Annotated in this window: 14 protein-coding genes; 6 read left to right on the forward strand and 8 right to left on the reverse strand. The window is 62.3% G+C overall.

Going from position 1 to position 14,259, the window contains the following annotated elements:
• Positions 1 to 31: 31 nt before the first annotated feature.
• The 6 genes from WNZ15_RS23820 to WNZ15_RS23845 all read right to left on the reverse strand — a co-directional run bounded on the left by WNZ15_RS23820 (position 32) and on the right by WNZ15_RS23845 (position 5,226).
• Positions 32 to 979, reverse strand: a complete 948-nt coding sequence (locus tag WNZ15_RS23820) for a proline racemase family protein (protein ID WP_342895536.1) — start codon at positions 977 to 979, stop codon at positions 32 to 34.
• The gene (locus WNZ15_RS23825; RefSeq protein ID WP_342895537.1) at positions 970 to 1,929 is read right to left on the reverse strand and encodes a dihydrodipicolinate synthase family protein; all 960 of its coding nucleotides are present in this window, start codon (positions 1,927 to 1,929) and stop codon (positions 970 to 972) included. The genes WNZ15_RS23820 and WNZ15_RS23825 overlap by 10 nt, the downstream gene beginning before the upstream one ends.
• 192 nt (positions 1,930 to 2,121) lie before the next feature.
• On the reverse strand, positions 2,122 to 2,844 hold the full coding sequence (locus WNZ15_RS23830; protein WP_342895538.1) for an amino acid ABC transporter ATP-binding protein: 723 nt from the start codon (positions 2,842 to 2,844) through the stop codon (positions 2,122 to 2,124).
• The gene (locus WNZ15_RS23835) at positions 2,841 to 3,503 is read right to left on the reverse strand and encodes an amino acid ABC transporter permease (RefSeq protein ID WP_342895539.1); all 663 of its coding nucleotides are present in this window, start codon (positions 3,501 to 3,503) and stop codon (positions 2,841 to 2,843) included. The genes WNZ15_RS23830 and WNZ15_RS23835 overlap by 4 nt, the downstream gene beginning before the upstream one ends.
• A gap of 10 nt (positions 3,504 to 3,513) precedes the next feature.
• Positions 3,514 to 4,176, reverse strand: coding sequence for an amino acid ABC transporter permease (locus WNZ15_RS23840; RefSeq protein WP_342895540.1), 663 nt, complete (start codon positions 4,174 to 4,176; stop codon positions 3,514 to 3,516).
• A gap of 249 nt (positions 4,177 to 4,425) precedes the next feature.
• A complete protein-coding gene (locus WNZ15_RS23845) occupies positions 4,426 to 5,226 on the reverse strand; it encodes a transporter substrate-binding domain-containing protein (protein WP_342895541.1) in 801 nt (266 codons plus the stop codon).
• Between the two features lie 266 nt (positions 5,227 to 5,492).
• Here WNZ15_RS23845 and WNZ15_RS23850 point away from each other — a divergent pair, with 266 nt between their 5' ends.
• Entirely contained in the window at positions 5,493 to 6,164 is a 672-nt protein-coding gene (locus WNZ15_RS23850; protein WP_342895542.1) for a GntR family transcriptional regulator, read from the forward strand.
• 95 nt (positions 6,165 to 6,259) lie between these two features.
• Positions 6,260 to 6,571: a hypothetical protein gene (locus WNZ15_RS23855; protein ID WP_342895543.1), complete on the forward strand. Its 312-nt coding sequence runs from the start codon at positions 6,260 to 6,262 to the stop codon at positions 6,569 to 6,571.
• An 88-nt stretch (positions 6,572 to 6,659) separates the two neighbouring features.
• Here WNZ15_RS23855 and WNZ15_RS23860 read toward each other — a convergent pair whose 3' ends face one another.
• Together WNZ15_RS23860 and WNZ15_RS23865 are read right to left on the reverse strand one after the other, a co-directional pair.
• The gene (locus WNZ15_RS23860; RefSeq protein ID WP_342895544.1) at positions 6,660 to 8,153 is read right to left on the reverse strand and encodes an aldehyde dehydrogenase family protein; all 1,494 of its coding nucleotides are present in this window, start codon (positions 8,151 to 8,153) and stop codon (positions 6,660 to 6,662) included.
• A gap of 2 nt (positions 8,154 to 8,155) precedes the next feature.
• The gene (locus tag WNZ15_RS23865) at positions 8,156 to 9,262 is read right to left on the reverse strand and encodes a mandelate racemase/muconate lactonizing enzyme family protein (protein ID WP_342895545.1); all 1,107 of its coding nucleotides are present in this window, start codon (positions 9,260 to 9,262) and stop codon (positions 8,156 to 8,158) included.
• A gap of 150 nt (positions 9,263 to 9,412) precedes the next feature.
• Here WNZ15_RS23865 and WNZ15_RS23870 point away from each other — a divergent pair, with 150 nt between their 5' ends.
• The 4 genes from WNZ15_RS23870 (at position 9,413) to WNZ15_RS23885 (ending at position 14,253) form a co-directional block, all read left to right on the forward strand.
• Positions 9,413 to 10,900: a PLP-dependent aminotransferase family protein gene (locus WNZ15_RS23870; protein ID WP_342895546.1), complete on the forward strand. Its 1,488-nt coding sequence runs from the start codon at positions 9,413 to 9,415 to the stop codon at positions 10,898 to 10,900.
• A gap of 115 nt (positions 10,901 to 11,015) precedes the next feature.
• Positions 11,016 to 12,092 (forward strand): extracellular solute-binding protein, encoded by a 1,077-nt coding sequence (locus WNZ15_RS23875; protein WP_342895547.1) that lies wholly within the window; start codon positions 11,016 to 11,018, stop codon positions 12,090 to 12,092.
• Positions 12,093 to 12,262: 170 nt separating this feature from the next.
• A complete protein-coding gene (locus tag WNZ15_RS23880) occupies positions 12,263 to 13,384 on the forward strand; it encodes an ABC transporter ATP-binding protein (protein WP_342895548.1) in 1,122 nt (373 codons plus the stop codon).
• The gene (locus WNZ15_RS23885; RefSeq protein WP_342895549.1) at positions 13,384 to 14,253 is read left to right on the forward strand and encodes an ABC transporter permease; all 870 of its coding nucleotides are present in this window, start codon (positions 13,384 to 13,386) and stop codon (positions 14,251 to 14,253) included. The genes WNZ15_RS23880 and WNZ15_RS23885 overlap by 1 nt, the downstream gene beginning before the upstream one ends.
• Positions 14,254 to 14,259: the final 6 nt, after the last annotated feature.

The raw sequence follows: 14,259 nt of genomic DNA on the forward strand, positions 1-14,259 counted from the left end.
CCCCGCAAACTGGCTGACGTCTCGTCCTCGATTACGAGGACGTGTCCTGAAGGCGGATGCCCGCGCGATAGGGATCGGCGGCGTCGAACATCAAGGTGGCACGCGATGTCACGAAGGCCTGACCGGTGATGGTGGGGATGACGCCGCCGCCCGGACCGGGCTGGTAACTGATCTTGTAGGTGCTGCCGATCACGCTCTCCTGAACGTAGTCCTGGCCCGGCGCCAGCTTTCCGTCCGCCGCCAGGCAGGCCAGTTTCGCCGAACAGCCCGTGCCGCAGGGCGAGCGGTCGTAGGCGCCTCCCGGACACAGCACGAAATTGCGGCTGTCGGCCTCCGGATTTTCAGCCGGTCCGAACAGCTCGATATGGTCGATCCAGGCACCGTCCCTGCCCGTCACGTTCGCCGTCTCCAGTGCCGTGCGTATGGCAAGCGACAGATCGGTCAGCGGTCGGATATTGGCTCCGGTCAGCGCGACCGGGCTTTTTCCGACCAGGAAAAACCAGTTGCCGCCCCAGGCGACGTCGCCGGTCACCGGTCCGACCCCGTCGACCTCGACGGTGACGTCCTTGAGGTGCCGGTCGCTCTCGACATTGACCACCGACACCGTGTTGGCATCCAGAAGATCGATCCCGACCCTGCCCACCGGCGTGTCGAGACCGTGCCGGCCCGGCCCGATCCGTCCCAGATGGGCCAGCGTGACCCCGAGACCGATGGTGGCATGGCCGCACATGCCCAGGTTCCGAAGGTTGTTGAAGAAGATCACCCCGGCCGCACACCCGGGATCGTCCGGCGGCACCAGCAGCGCCCCGATGATCGCGTCGTGTCCGCGCGGCTCAAGCACCACGGACGCACAGAAATCGAGATGCTCCGCCTGCAGCCGCGCCGCCCGCTCGGCCAGCGTGCCCGATCCAAGGTCGGGACCGCCGTCAAGCACGACCCGGGTAGGTTCACCGGCCGTATGACTGTCGATTACGCGCATTCGCCAATCACGCCTCCCTGCTTCGACCAGTCCGCATACCAGGCCTTGAACAGGCTGTACTGAGCCTCGGCATAGTTGCGTTGCGCATCGCTCAGCGCGTCGGTCTCGTTGAAATGCAGGCGGTATTCGTCTTCCCCGTTCAGCACCATCAGGTGCTTGTAGTAAAGCACGAGATCCGGGCCCTCGTCGAAGCTGGAAAGCACGCCGAGCGCTTCTTCCAGTTCCTTGGCTCTCATGCGCGCTTCCGCGTGGCCTTCCGCCGCCTTCCTGCACAGCGCCACCAGATGCAGCACTTCCCTGGGCAGGGCATTGCCGATGCCGGTGATCGCACCCGTCGTGCCGCAATTGACGTAACCGTGATAGACGGCGGTGTCGACGCCGACCATCAGGGTCACCTGATCATCCTGGGACGTTATGTTTTCCGCCGCATAGCGCAGATCGTCGAAGCCGCCGAATTCCTTGAAGCCGATCAGGTTCGAAAACTCCGCGCGCAGGTCGAAGAACAGGTCTGCGCGGGTGGCGAAACCGTAATAGGGGCTGTTGTAGATCACTGCGGGCAGGCTCGGCGCGGCCTTGAGGATGGCGCTGAAATGATGCCTCTGCGCGATCACCGAACTGCCGCGCGACAGCACCCGCGGGATCACCATCAGCCCGTGCGCGCCGACCCTTTCGGCATGCGCCGAAAGGGCGACGGCGGCCTTCGTGTTGACGGCGCCAGTGCCCACGACCACCGGCACACTGGCCCGGACCAGACGCTCGACGCCTTCCATGCGCTCGCCGTCCGTCAGAAGCGGCCAGTCGCCCATGGACCCGCAATAGACGACCGCGGACATGCCCGCATCGATCAGTTCCCTGCCCTTCTTCACGAGAGCATCGAAATCCGGCGAGCGGTCGGCCTTGCACGGGGTCATCAGGGCAGGCATCGTGCCGGAAAAGATATTGGACGTCATTGTCTACTCCTTGAAGGGTCGGGCCCGCCGCCACGGATTGCGCTTGGCGGACATGAGCCCCTGGGTCGGCGGATGGCCAATCGGAATCCTGCGGATCTCCGACAGTTCATCTGCCTGTTAAGTGTTCGGTCAACCCGCTGCGTTCACGCGCCTGCAGGATGCTCCGGGCCGACGGCCGATTCTCGCGGCGGATCAGCGGACGTTTGCAAGAAACTTGCGGGTGTTTTCAGAGACCGGCTGACCGAAGATCTGATCCGGCGGACCGATCTCTTCCATCACACCGGACTGGAAGAACGCGACCCGGTCGGAGACGTCGCGGGCAAAGCCCATTTCGTGCGTGACGCAGATCATGGTCATGCCCTCGTCGGCCAGCAACCGCATGGTGTCGAGCACTTCGCCGACCAGTTCCGGATCGAGCGCCGAGGTTGCCTCGTCGAACAGCATGTAGGTCGGCTCCATGGCAAGCGCCCGGGCAATCGCGAGGCGTTGTTGCTGTCCGCCGGACAGGGCATTGGGAAAGACGTTGAGCTTGTCTTCCAGCCCGACATGTTTCAGTTGTTTTTCCGCAATCTGCAACGCCTCGGCTTTTGACTTGCCCTTGACGATCCGGGGAGACAGCGCGACGTTTTCAAGCGCTGTCAGATGCGGAAAGCTGTTCCATTGCTGGAACACCATGCCGAGTTTCTGGCGCAGCTTGTTGATGTCTGTGCCCTTGGCGTGGACATCGGTGCCGTCGACGATCACGGAGCCTTTGTCGATCGGCTCCAGAGCGTTGATGCAATAGAGCAGCGTCGACTTGCCGGAGCCCGACGCGCCGATGACGGAAAGCACCTCGCCCTTCTGAACGTCCAGATCGATGCCCTTGAGCACCTGCAGGGAACCGAAATATTTCTCAAGGCCGCGTATCTCGATCATTGAGCCCACCTCTTTTCAAGTTTTGCGGCATAGCGCGAGATCGGGAAGGACAGCGCGAAATAGAACGCGCCGGCAATGGAGAGGATCAGGAACGGGTCCTGGGTCCTTGTGATCAGGATCTGGCTGGCTTTCAGCAGTTCGACATACCCCAGCACGGACACCAGGGCGCTGTCCTTCATGACACCGAGCGCGACCCCGACCCAGGCCGGAAACACCGCCCGCCCACCGATGGGAAGCACGACATAACGCATGTCCTGCCAGTAGCTCATTCCCAGTGACCGGGCCGCCCGGCGCATCGGCTGCCCGACAGCCTCGATCCCGCCGCGGGCGACACTGGCGACAAGGGCGGCGGTGTAGATCGTCAGGATCACCACACCCGATCCGAACGGATCCAGGTTGAGACCGGCGATCGGGGCGAAATTGTAAAACAGCACCAGTTGAATGATCAGCGGCACGGAGCGGAAGACATCGAGCACCGGGGCCAGCAGGACGGTCGCCCAGACCCGGCCCTCGTAAAGCAGCCAGCCGAACACCGCGCCGAGCACCGTGCCGATGGAAATCGACAGGGCGGAGATCCACGTGGTTCTGAGGGCAGCTTCTCCCAGAAACCACAGATCGTTGATGTTGAAGCCGGAGAAGAAGTTGAGTGTCTGGTTCATATCGGTCTCCTCAGTATCGGAACAGGCGCATGGCCAGAAGCCGGGAAGCAAGGAGAATGAACTTCACGATCACATAATAGATCACGGCGGTCATGGCGAAATATTCAAAGATCCGGAACGTGCGGCTGGCGAAAAACTGGGTCTCGCCCGAGAGCTCGCGGAAACCGACCAGCATGCCGAGCGACGACATCAGGACCGCCCAGACAAGCTGATTGGTGAGCGGGTGATAGACGATCCGGAACACCTGCGGAATGATGATACGCGTATAGGCCTGAAACGCAGTCATGCCGAGTGAGCGCGCCGCACGCAGCTGGGTATCGGGCACTGCCTGAAACCCGCCGCGGAAATTTTCCGCAAGATAGCCGGCGCAATTGAAACTGAGGCCCGCGAGCACGATCGCGAACGGGGTCAGGTGCAGGCCGAAGGCCCCCAGACCGAAGCCGAAGAAAAACAGCTGGAACAGGGCCGGCGTGTTGCGCGCCAGCTCCACCCAGGCCGTCGCAAGCCAGTAGAGCGGCCCCTTCAGCTTCATCCGGATCAGCGCCAGGCACAAGCCGATGACGATACCGAGAACCATCGCAAGCGTGGCGACCTGAAGTGTCAGGAGCCCCGCTTCCAGCAGGTCCGGCAGATTTTTCAGGACCGGCCGCCAGTGGAAATTATAGTCGAACATTGATCTACCGATAGCTCCGGCTGGATCCTCCGGATCAGGGCAAGGCGGCGTGTTCGCATGGCAGGGCGTGACACCTTCCCTCGACGAGAGGGATGGGTGAGGAGAGATCCCCGGCGTATCTGCCAGATCCGCCCCCTCACCCGCCGTTTCACGCCGGCCGCTCACCGGGAGTGAGATGGCCTCGGGTCAAAGACGCCATTCGAACACACGCACAGCCCGTTTCCAGACGGAACGCTTCAGGTCCGCGACTTAGTACATCACACCCGGAATGCGCAGTTCGGGAGCTTCGCCGCCGACATATTTGCCCCACAGCTCCTGGTACCGGCCGGATCGCGCCTGATGGGTGACGAACAGGTTGAGGAAATTCAGCCAGGTCACGTCTTCGCGTTTGCCGACAACGGACGTGTAATCCGTGGTCCAGGGCATGCGCGGGCCGGCGTCGATGGTGTCATACTGATCGGCAATCGGCTTGACCGCCGTGTTTGTGGTGATACCGATATCGGCCTTGCCCTGGGCCACGGCCAGGAACACTTCATTTTCGGACTGGTAGCCCTGGTAGAGATCCTCCTCGCCCCATTCGGCGGCGATCTTCAGCCATTCCTGTTCCGGCACCGTGCCGATGGCCGCCGCGACACGCTTGCCGCGGATGTCTTCGAACGTCTTGATACCGCTATCGGAATTGACCACGCCCTGGGCATAGTAGATTGCGTAGGGAATGCTGAAACCGACCGTCCGTGCGCGTGCAAGACTGTCAGACGTTGCGCCGAAGACCACGTCGGCGCGCCCGGTGACGATCACCGGCAGGCGTTCGGCCCAGGTCAGCGGCAGAATGACCGGTTCGACTTCCAGGGCAGCCGCAAGGTCGTTGCAATAGTCGACGTCATAACCGGCAGGTTCGTTGTTTTCGTCCCGGTAGCCGATCGGCGGAAAATCGAGCACCACGCCGCAGCGCAGTTCACCCCGGTCGACAACATCGTCGAGCGTGTCGGCTGTTGCCGGAACCGCTGTGGCGATCGACACGGCGGCCGCGGCCAGAAATTTCTTGAACATGAGTTCCCCTCTTCCTTTTTTCGAAGATTTTTGGTCCCGGGACCTCTTCCGACCCGGGCCTGATTTTGCATGTCAAACTCCGGTCGTATCCTGACCGGTTGCGAAGCGTGCCCGGCGCCGGGGCGTCCTCCTTCCCCGGAAAATCGTCTGGCCCGATATTGATAAACCAGATTGGATCCAATATTCAATATGAAATATTCAAAATGAATTTCACTTCAAAGCAATGCGACCTTCCCCTAAAAGAAGGCCTCAGGGAGAAACGGCTTATGAAACTGAAATCGATGGATATTTCCGCGACCGCCTCGGCGTCTTCGATCGTCTTCGACGCGCTCCGGAAAGCCATTATCGAGGGCCAGATCGAGGAAGGCGAACCGCTCCGCCAGGACGAAATCGCCCGCTTGTTCAACACCAGCCGGATTCCGGTACGCGAGGCGATCTCGCGCCTCGAGGAACAGGGCCTGGTCAGGACCCGGCGCTACAAGGGCGCCGTGGTCGCCGGGCTGTCGGCGAAGGAGACCGCGGAGATCTTCGATCTGCGGGCCCTGGTCGAACCGGAAATCATCCGGGATGCGGTGCCGCGCATGTCGCGGCAGCTGCTGGCCGGGGCACGCGACAAATGCGCGGCCTTTTCCGCGGCCACGGATCCGATGGCCTATGGCGATCTCAACCGTGCCTTTCACGAAACGCTGTACAGCGCGAGCGACCTGAAGTTCTTCCAGGAAATCGCCGACAATGCCATCGACCGCGTCGAACGCCAGGTCCGTGCACAGCTTGTCATGTCCGACGGCATGGACCGCGCCGGCCGCGAGCACTTCGCCATTCTGGAAGCCTGCGAAATCGGTGACGCGGACCTCGCCTCGACGCTGACCCGCGAACACATCCGGGGCGCGAAGGAGTCCTTGCTGAAGCATTTGCCGGACCTGCCGACCGCAACGTGATCGCCGAAACTTTCGCCGGCTCCGGCACCCCCTGATTGAACTCCTTGGCCCTCGGGACGTTTTCCTGACGGAAGCGAACCAAGGAGGTCACCCAGGTGAACATTGCATCAGATCGCTCCGGCCCGTCCCGCGCCGTGCTCAAATCCGCCTTGATGGCGGCTGTCGTCCTGACTGCGACACCGGGTGTCGCCGCCCAGGAGCATGAAGACTGCACCGTCCGGCCGCGTCAGGATCACGGTGACAGTCGGTCTTCGGAAAACATGGAGACACAACCTCTGTCCGACTGCAAAGGCGTTCTAAGGCCCGGACCCGTCGGTGACGGAAAGTTTGTCGAACCGGCGCCGCAAGCAGGGCAAACACCCGTGATCGAACCTGACGAGGTGCCGGAGCAGCCGCTCCGGGACTGACGGCAACCGCGTAAAAAAGAGGCCGGTTCGGGGAACGCGAACCGGCCTTGCAGTGGGAGTCGGGACAGAATTTTCAGAGGACTTGCGCTCAGGTGATCCTTGCGGCGATGCTCTTGGTCTTGCAGTAGCTCTTCAGGCCTTCAAGGCCCTTCTCCCGGCCGAAGCCGGATTTCTTGTTGCCGCCGAACGGCACTTCGACACCGCCCGCGAAATATTCGTTGATATAGATCTGGCCGGCATCGATCCGCCGTGCGAGCTGATGGGCCCGGGCGAAATTCGACGTGTAGATGCCGGCGACCAGTCCGTACTGGCAGTCATTGGCCAGTTCCAGCGCATGATCGGCATCATCGGCCACCTGGACGGTCAGCACCGGCCCGAAGATTTCATCCTGAGCCAGCTCGTCGTCGGCGGCAACCGCATCGACGATGGTCGGCTCGAAGAACCAGCCCTTGCCCGTCGCCGGATCGTGGGTCACCGACCCGCCCGCAACGATGTTCGCACCGCGCTCCCGTGCCCGGTCGATGAAGCCGGCGACCTTGGCCAGATGGCCGGCGGAATTGACCGGGCCGACATCCGGTTTTTCAAGACCGTGCCCCAGTGTCAGGGCATTCACCCGAGCCGCCAGGTCTCCGACAAACTGCTCATGGATGCTCTTTTCGATCACGAGGCGCGAGCCTGCCGAACAGATCTGGCCGGCATTTTCGTAGATTGCCCCGAGCACGCCGGTCAGGGCCTGCTCCCGGTCGCAGTCGGCCAGCACCACCACAGGCGACTTTCCGCCGAGTTCCAGCACCACGCGGGTGATCTCTTCGGCCGCCGTTTTCATCACGGTCCGGCCGGTCTGAACCGACCCGGTGAAGGTGATGTGATCGACATCCGTGTGCGCGGTCAGCGGCGCCCCTGTTTCCCGGCCGGTTCCGGTCACCACGTTGCAGACACCATCCGGCAGACCGGCATCACTCAGGATCCTGGCCAGCAGCAGCGCGGTGAACGGGGTCTGTTCCGCCGGCTTGGCCACCACGGTGCAGCCGGCCGCCAGCGCCGGGGCGAAGCCGCGCGCCGCCGTCGAGATCGGAAAGTTCCACGGGATGATATGCGCCGTGACCCCGACCGGCTCGTGAATGGTGTAACCGATATGATCCGGCCCGAGTGGAAAGCTGTCGCCCTGCAGCTTGTCGCAGGCGCCCGCGTAATACTCGAAGGTCCGCGCCGCGCCACGCACGTCGCCAAGCGCCTCCTGCAGTGGCTTGCCGCTGTCGAGGGTTTCGGTGACGGCCAGAAGATCGAGATTGTCCAGGATCAGCGCTGACGCCTTCTGCAGGATCCGCGCCCGCTCCACAGGCGCCGTGTCCCGCCAGACGGTCTCGAACGCCGCGCGCGACGACATCACGGCCTGGTCGACGTCTTCGGCCGTCCCTGCGGTGAACCGGGCGAAAGCCATGCTCCTGCCCGGGTCGAAACTTTCCAGGGTCCGGTTGTGCGACGGCTGCGCGAACGCACCGTCGATGAAATGACCGAGCGGCAGGGCCTTGAGCGTGCCGGTTTCGGCGTATTCTTTCAAAAGGTCGATTGCTGAAGACATGCTCAGCCCTCCCTGGAACTGATCTTGTAGGCGGTTTTCGCCAGCCAGTCCGGGTTGATATCGACCCCCCAGCCGGGCGCGTCTGTGACTGTCACCTGGCCGTCAGTGACATCGTAGGGCGAGGCCCTGAACAGCCCGTACTGCCACGGATAGTAGTCTTCCTGCTCGATGGAGAATTCCAGATACTTGCCGGCATTCGGGATGGCCCGCAGCAGATGCATGGTGAACAGGGTCACCAGTGACAGATTGGCCGCATGCGGCGTGCAGGGAAGGCCGGCTTCATGGGCCATCCGCGCCACTTTCATGGTGCGCACCATGCCCCCCAGATAACACACGTCCGGCTGGATCACGTCGACGACACGCTGATCGATCATGCGTTTCCAGTCGACCAGAGAACAGTCCTGCTCACCGCCGGTGACGTCGATCTCCAGCGCGTCGGTCACCTCTTTGGTCTGGTCGTAATGCCAGTACGGGCAGGGCTCCTCATAGTGGGAAATGCCGTGATCCTGCAGGACCTTGCCGACCTCGATGGCCTTGGCCGACGAATAGCAGGAATTGGCGTCCACGAGCAGCGCCGTGTCGTCACCGAACGCCTTGCGCATCGTCGGCACGATTTCCTCCGTCCGCCCGGGCCATTCGTCCTGGTCGCGGCCGCATTCGGCCCCGATCCGGAACTTGAAAGCGTCGAAGCCGAAGAGGTCCTGCTGTCTTTTCAGCCGCTCCGCCTCGTCCTTCGGTGTGATGTCCCGTTTCATGGACGAGCCATAGGCCCGGATCTTGCCCGGCGTGCCGCCGAGCAGTTCGCAGACCGGCTTGCCTTCCAGCTTGCCGCGCAGGTCGAACAGCGCCGTATCCAGCCCGCCCATGGCCCGGCGCAGATAGGCCCCGGGGAACTTGTGCTCGCGGTCCGGTATGATGTCCATCAGGTGTTCGATGTCGAAGGCATCCTGGCCGAGCGCATAGGGCGCCACCTGCCGGTGCACAACTTCCGCGGTAATATCCGCAAAATAGGGTGCCACCTGCCCCCAGCCTGTCGCACCGCTGTCCGACGTGACCCGGACAAAACAGACAAATTCATCGGTAAACGTTTCAATTGATTGGATTTTCATCTTTTTTCCACGGACCCTGGTCGCGGCCCGTCCCGGCGGGTTTGTGATTGGCTAGAGGCCAACCTACCTGGAATTGGACTTGATATAAGATCCGTTTTGAGCAAACTCTCATACCAATTGGACCGAGAGCCAATTGGAACAGGAGTCTGAATGAAGCGCCATGCCGGTGCGGTGCTGTCCTCGATCAAGATCGACAAGACCGCCGACAGGAAAATTGCCATCCAGCTCTACATGGCCTTGCGCGACCTGCTTCTGACCGGAGCACTGACGCCCGGCGACCGGCTGCCCGCCACCCGCACGCTGGCGCAGGAGATCGGCGTGTCGCGGACCACCGTCATCGACGCCGTCGACCGGTTGATATCCGAAGGCCTTCTGGAAGCCAGGGTCGGCGCGGGCACCTATGTCGGCGAAGCCCTCAATGCCCGCCTGGCGCCAAAACCCCTGCGGGAGGCGAGCGATGTCGCCGCCGTCGTGCCGCGCCTGTCCCACGCCGCCCGGCACGCGATCCCCGATCTGGCGCCGCGCACGCGGCTGCCGCACAGGTCCGAGGCCTTTGTCACCGCGCTGCCGGCGCTCGACGCCTTTCCCATGGCCCAGTGGGCCAAGCTGTCCGCCCGCCACTGGCGCAAGGACCGCGACCACATCACCGGCTATGGCGAACCCTTCGGCTATATGCGGCTCCGCCGGGCGATCGCCCGCCAGCTCAATGCCTCGCGCGGCATCCGCTGCAACCCGGAGCAGATTTTCATCACAAACGGCGCCCAGCGCGCTTTCTCCCTGGTGGGCGGCTTGCTGGTCAATCCCGGCGAACCGATCTGGTTCGAAAACCCCGGTGCGATCGGCGCCCGCAATGCCTTTGTCGCGGTCGGCGCCAATCCGGTCTCCGTCGCCGTGGACGAAGAAGGGCTCTCGGTGGAGGACGGTCTTGCCAAGGCCCCCCATTTCCGTCTGGCCTTCGTCACCCCGTCGCACCAGCAGCCCCTCGGCCATGTCATGAGCCTGCCGCGGCGGCTGGCGCTCCTGAAAGCCGCCAACGACGCCGATGCGATCATCGTGGAGGACGACTACGACGGCGAATTCTATTACGGCGACCAGCCGCCCCCGACCCTGAAAAGCATCGATACCCACGGGCGGGTCATCTATGTCGGCACATTCTCAAAATCCCTGTTCCCTGCCCTCAGGCTCGGCTTCGTGCTGGTTCCGGAGGGCCTGATCGAGAGTTTCGAACAGGTCTGCCTGACCTGGCTCAGCGGGGTTCCGACGGTCACACAGGCCATTGTCGCCGAGTTCATGGACGAGGGCATGTTTGCGACCCACATCCGCACCATGCGCCAACTCTACAAGCATCGCCACGATACCCTGATGGCAGCGGCCGCCAGCCTTGCCGGCGATATCAATCTGCAGCCGACCAGCAGCGGCTTCCATGCAATCGGCCTGTTGTCCTCCCGCCTCGAAGAAGGCAAGATCGTCGACGGGGCCGCGGCCCACGGCATTACGGCGGCACCACTGACCCGCTACGCCGTAGCCCCCATCTCCCAACGCGGCATCGTGCTAGGATTTGGCAGTTGCGCGCAGGATGAGATCAGGAAAGGCATAGATGTTTTGAAGACCATTCTGCCGGACTGCAGCGCGAGCTGACTCGCGACACGTTTAAATTGGACTGCTAAATTATCTGCAATGGATATATTTGGCAGGCCAATTCAGACCTAGGCTTTCAGGCGGTTTGTTTACTGTGTGTGTTCAGGAGGACGTTATGCATTTGAAAACAAAACTGGCCGGCCTATTGGCCGCGACCATGCTCACAAGCGCAGGGACCGCCCAGGCGGAAACGCTGCGCTTGCTGACCTGGGGGTCCTACGCCCCCGACGCACTGGTTCAGAAATTCGAAGAAGAATATCCCGATATCGATGTTGAGGTCACCTTCTCCAACAACGAGGAAATGATCGCCAAGCTGCGGGCCACCGGCGGTGCCGGTTTCGACCTGGCACAGCCGAGCCACGACCGGATCTACGCGGCTCAACTGGAATATGACATCTACAAGCCGCTGGATCTTTCCAAGATCGATACCGGCGTGATGGAAGCCAAGCTGCTTGACGGCGTCAAGGCGAACACCACCATCGACGGCGGCGTCTATGCGGTGCCGCACCAGTGGGGCACGTCCGGCCTGATGGCCGACAAGACCAAGGCACCTGACCTGAAGAGCTGGGCGGACCTGTGCGACCCGGCCTACAAGGGCAAGACCTCGATGCGTCTGAAGCGCACGATCCTGCTCGGCACCGCCTACGCCATGGGCGAAGACCCGTTCGCGGCCTATGACGATCTGGAGAAATACCAGGGTATTCTCGACAAGGTCGCCGACAAGCTGATCGAGTGCAAGGCCAACATCAAGGCCTACTGGAAGGGCGGCGACGACCTGTCCGCCATGATGCTGTCGGGCGAAATCGTCGCTTCGGAAACCTGGGATTCCACAGCCTACAAGCTGTTCGACCAGAACCCGAACATCGTCTTCGTCCCGCCGAAGGAAGGCGCGCTTGCGTGGATCGATACCTTCGCGCTGCCGCGCAAGGCCAAGGCCGATGACGCCGCCTACAAGTGGATCAACTTCGTGCTGCGTCCGGAAAACGTCACGATGATGTCGGCAAGCACCGGTGCCATTGCCGCCGTCAAGGGCGGCAAGGACCTGCTGCCGGAAGACAAGAAGGCTGCCGTCAATGCCGCCTTCACCGATGCGGACATCGACAATCTGAAGTTCTTTGCCAACATTCCTCCCGGTGTCGAGGACATGGAAGGCAAGACACTGGAAAAGATCAAGGCAGCCACCGGCGGCTGATCCGGCGACACGCCGCCGGGGTCGCTTCGATCCCGGCGGCGCCTTGTCAAAAAAACTGCAAAATCCTTCCGGGGCCTGCAAACCCTCCGGGGCCTGAAAAAATCCTTCCGGGGGATGCCGCCTTCACGGCATCCCCCCACCTTACTGTCCCTTTGAGTTGGCGCGCATTCATGATTCAAGATACCCCGAGCTACGACCTGGAATGTCGCGGCATTGCCAAGACATTCGGCACCTTCAAGGCCGTGAAGGGCGTATCGTTCGAAATTCCGAGCGGCTCGTTCTTTTCCATTCTCGGGCCGTCCGGCTGCGGCAAGACCACGTTGATGCGCATGATCGCCGGCTTCGAGGAGCCCACCGGTGGCGACATCAGGATCAAGGGCAAGTCGGTGCTCGGCGTTCCGCCAAACAGGCGCAATGTCAAGATGGTGTTCCAGCACCTGGCGCTGTTCCCGATGATGAATGTCTACGAAAACATCGCTTACGGCCTGCGCTGCGCCGGGTTCGGCAAGGCCGAAATCAGACGCAAGGTTCATGATGTCCTGGACCGGATCGCCCTGCCCGATGTTGCCGGGCGCGAAATCCACCAGTTGTCCGGCGGCCAGAAGCAGCGCATCGCCATTGCCCGCTGCATGGTGCTCGACCCGGACGTCCTGCTGCTTGACGAGCCTCTCGGCGCGCTCGACCTGAAGCTGCGCGAGGCGATGAAGATCGAATTGAAGCTGCTGCAGCACCAGTTCAACACCACCTTCATCTATATCACCCACGACCAGTCGGAAGCCCTGGTGATGTCGGACCATGTCGCCATCATGAATCAGGGCAAGTTCGAACAGATCGGCGCGCCCCAGGAACTTTATCACCGTCCCGGAACCGCCTTTGTCGCCAGCTTCGTCGGCGACAGCAACCGCTGGTCCGGGACCGTCAAGGCCAGCGACGGCACCGGCGGCAAGGTGGAAACCGATCAGGGTCTGGCCATGAGTTTCAGCTCCGCGGGCAGCCAGACAGCCAGGGACGGCGATAAGGTCGACATATTCGTTCGTCCGGAGTTCATTCGAACGGTCCGGGCCGCTGAAGCCGGAACCGCACCGGCAGACGGCAACAGCCTCGACGGTGTCGTTGACAGCCTGCTTTTCAATGGCGCCAACAGCCGCGTGCTGGTGCGCACGAACAGCGGTGAACTGGTTGAATCCGATGTGACGATCACCGGAGACAACGATCTGAAACCCGGCGAGGACGTCCGTCTGGTCTGGTCCTCGAAACAGGCCATGTGCTTCGCCCGCCAGGAGACTGCGTGATGCGCAGCAGGGACATCAAGAGGCTGTCGCTCATCCTTCTGTTCGCGCCCTTCGCCCTCTGGATCATCCTTCTGATCCTCTTGCCGCATATCGGCATGGTGCTGCTGTCGCTGAAGGAAAAGGTGGCTCCGCGCGTCTATGAATACAGCTTCGCCAACTATCTGGAATTCATCAACGAACCGATCTACTGGAACACGCTGCTCAGAACCGGCTCCATGTCGCTGCTGGTCACGGCCCTGGCACTGCTGATCGGCTTCCCGATCGCCTATTACATCGCCAAGATCGCGGGCCCGCGCGCCCGGGGCGGCCTGTTCCTGCTCTGCCTCATTCCGCTGTGGGTCAGCGACCTGATCCGCTCCTTCGGCTGGATCCTGCTCCTGCGCGAAACCGGCATCATCTCGAATTTCCTGCTGTGGACCGGGCTGACCGGCCAGCCGATCGAGTTTCTCTACAACGACGCCGCCGTCATCGTCGGTCTCGTCTACACCGTGATCCTGTTCATGATCGTGCCGCTGGTGTCCACGCTCGACGGCATGGACAATGCCATGATCGAGGCCGGTTACAATCTCGGCGGCAACAGCTTCACCGTGCTGCGGCGGATCATCATTCCCTATGCCATGCCGGGCATCGTCGCCGGCTGCATCGTCACCTTCATGCTGACCGCGGGGTCCTACCTGACACCGATCCTGCTCGGCGGCAAGAATTCGAGCTGGTTCACGGAGCAGATCTACAACCAGTTCATCACCCGCTTCAACTGGGAGGGCGGCGCCGCCTTCGGCATGCTGCTGCTTGTGTTCACGTCCGCCGTCATCTGGCTCGGGCTCAGGCTCAGCGGCCAGACCCTCGCCAACACCGTCGCCAAGAGCTGAGGAGGC

It is taken from the genome of Roseibium sp. AS2, assembly GCF_038900065.1.
GTDB lineage: Bacteria > Pseudomonadota > Alphaproteobacteria > Rhizobiales > Stappiaceae > Roseibium.

Bases quoted from the DNA above. Each gene is read 5' to 3' on its own strand.
- WNZ15_RS23870 (WP_342895546.1), top strand. From the start codon at position 9,413: ATGAAGCGCCATGCCGGTGCGGTGCTGTCCTCGATCAAGATCGACAAG.
- WNZ15_RS23820 (WP_342895536.1), bottom strand. From the start codon at position 979: ATGCGCGTAATCGACAGTCATACGGCCGGTGAACCTACCCGGGTCGTG.
- WNZ15_RS23830 (WP_342895538.1), bottom strand. From the start codon at position 2,844: ATGATCGAGATACGCGGCCTTGAGAAATATTTCGGTTCCCTGCAGGTG.
- WNZ15_RS23860 (WP_342895544.1), bottom strand. From the start codon at position 8,153: ATGTCTTCAGCAATCGACCTTTTGAAAGAATACGCCGAAACCGGCACG.
- WNZ15_RS23875 (WP_342895547.1), top strand. From the start codon at position 11,016: ATGCATTTGAAAACAAAACTGGCCGGCCTATTGGCCGCGACCATGCTC.
- WNZ15_RS23835 (WP_342895539.1), bottom strand. From the start codon at position 3,503: ATGAACCAGACACTCAACTTCTTCTCCGGCTTCAACATCAACGATCTG.
- WNZ15_RS23840 (WP_342895540.1), bottom strand. From the start codon at position 4,176: ATGTTCGACTATAATTTCCACTGGCGGCCGGTCCTGAAAAATCTGCCG.
- WNZ15_RS23850 (WP_342895542.1), top strand. From the start codon at position 5,493: ATGAAACTGAAATCGATGGATATTTCCGCGACCGCCTCGGCGTCTTCG.
- WNZ15_RS23865 (WP_342895545.1), bottom strand. From the start codon at position 9,262: ATGAAAATCCAATCAATTGAAACGTTTACCGATGAATTTGTCTGTTTT.
- WNZ15_RS23885 (WP_342895549.1), top strand. From the start codon at position 13,384: ATGCGCAGCAGGGACATCAAGAGGCTGTCGCTCATCCTTCTGTTCGCG.
- WNZ15_RS23825 (WP_342895537.1), bottom strand. From the start codon at position 1,929: ATGACGTCCAATATCTTTTCCGGCACGATGCCTGCCCTGATGACCCCG.
- WNZ15_RS23845 (WP_342895541.1), bottom strand. From the start codon at position 5,226: ATGTTCAAGAAATTTCTGGCCGCGGCCGCCGTGTCGATCGCCACAGCG.
- WNZ15_RS23880 (WP_342895548.1), top strand. From the start codon at position 12,263: ATGATTCAAGATACCCCGAGCTACGACCTGGAATGTCGCGGCATTGCC.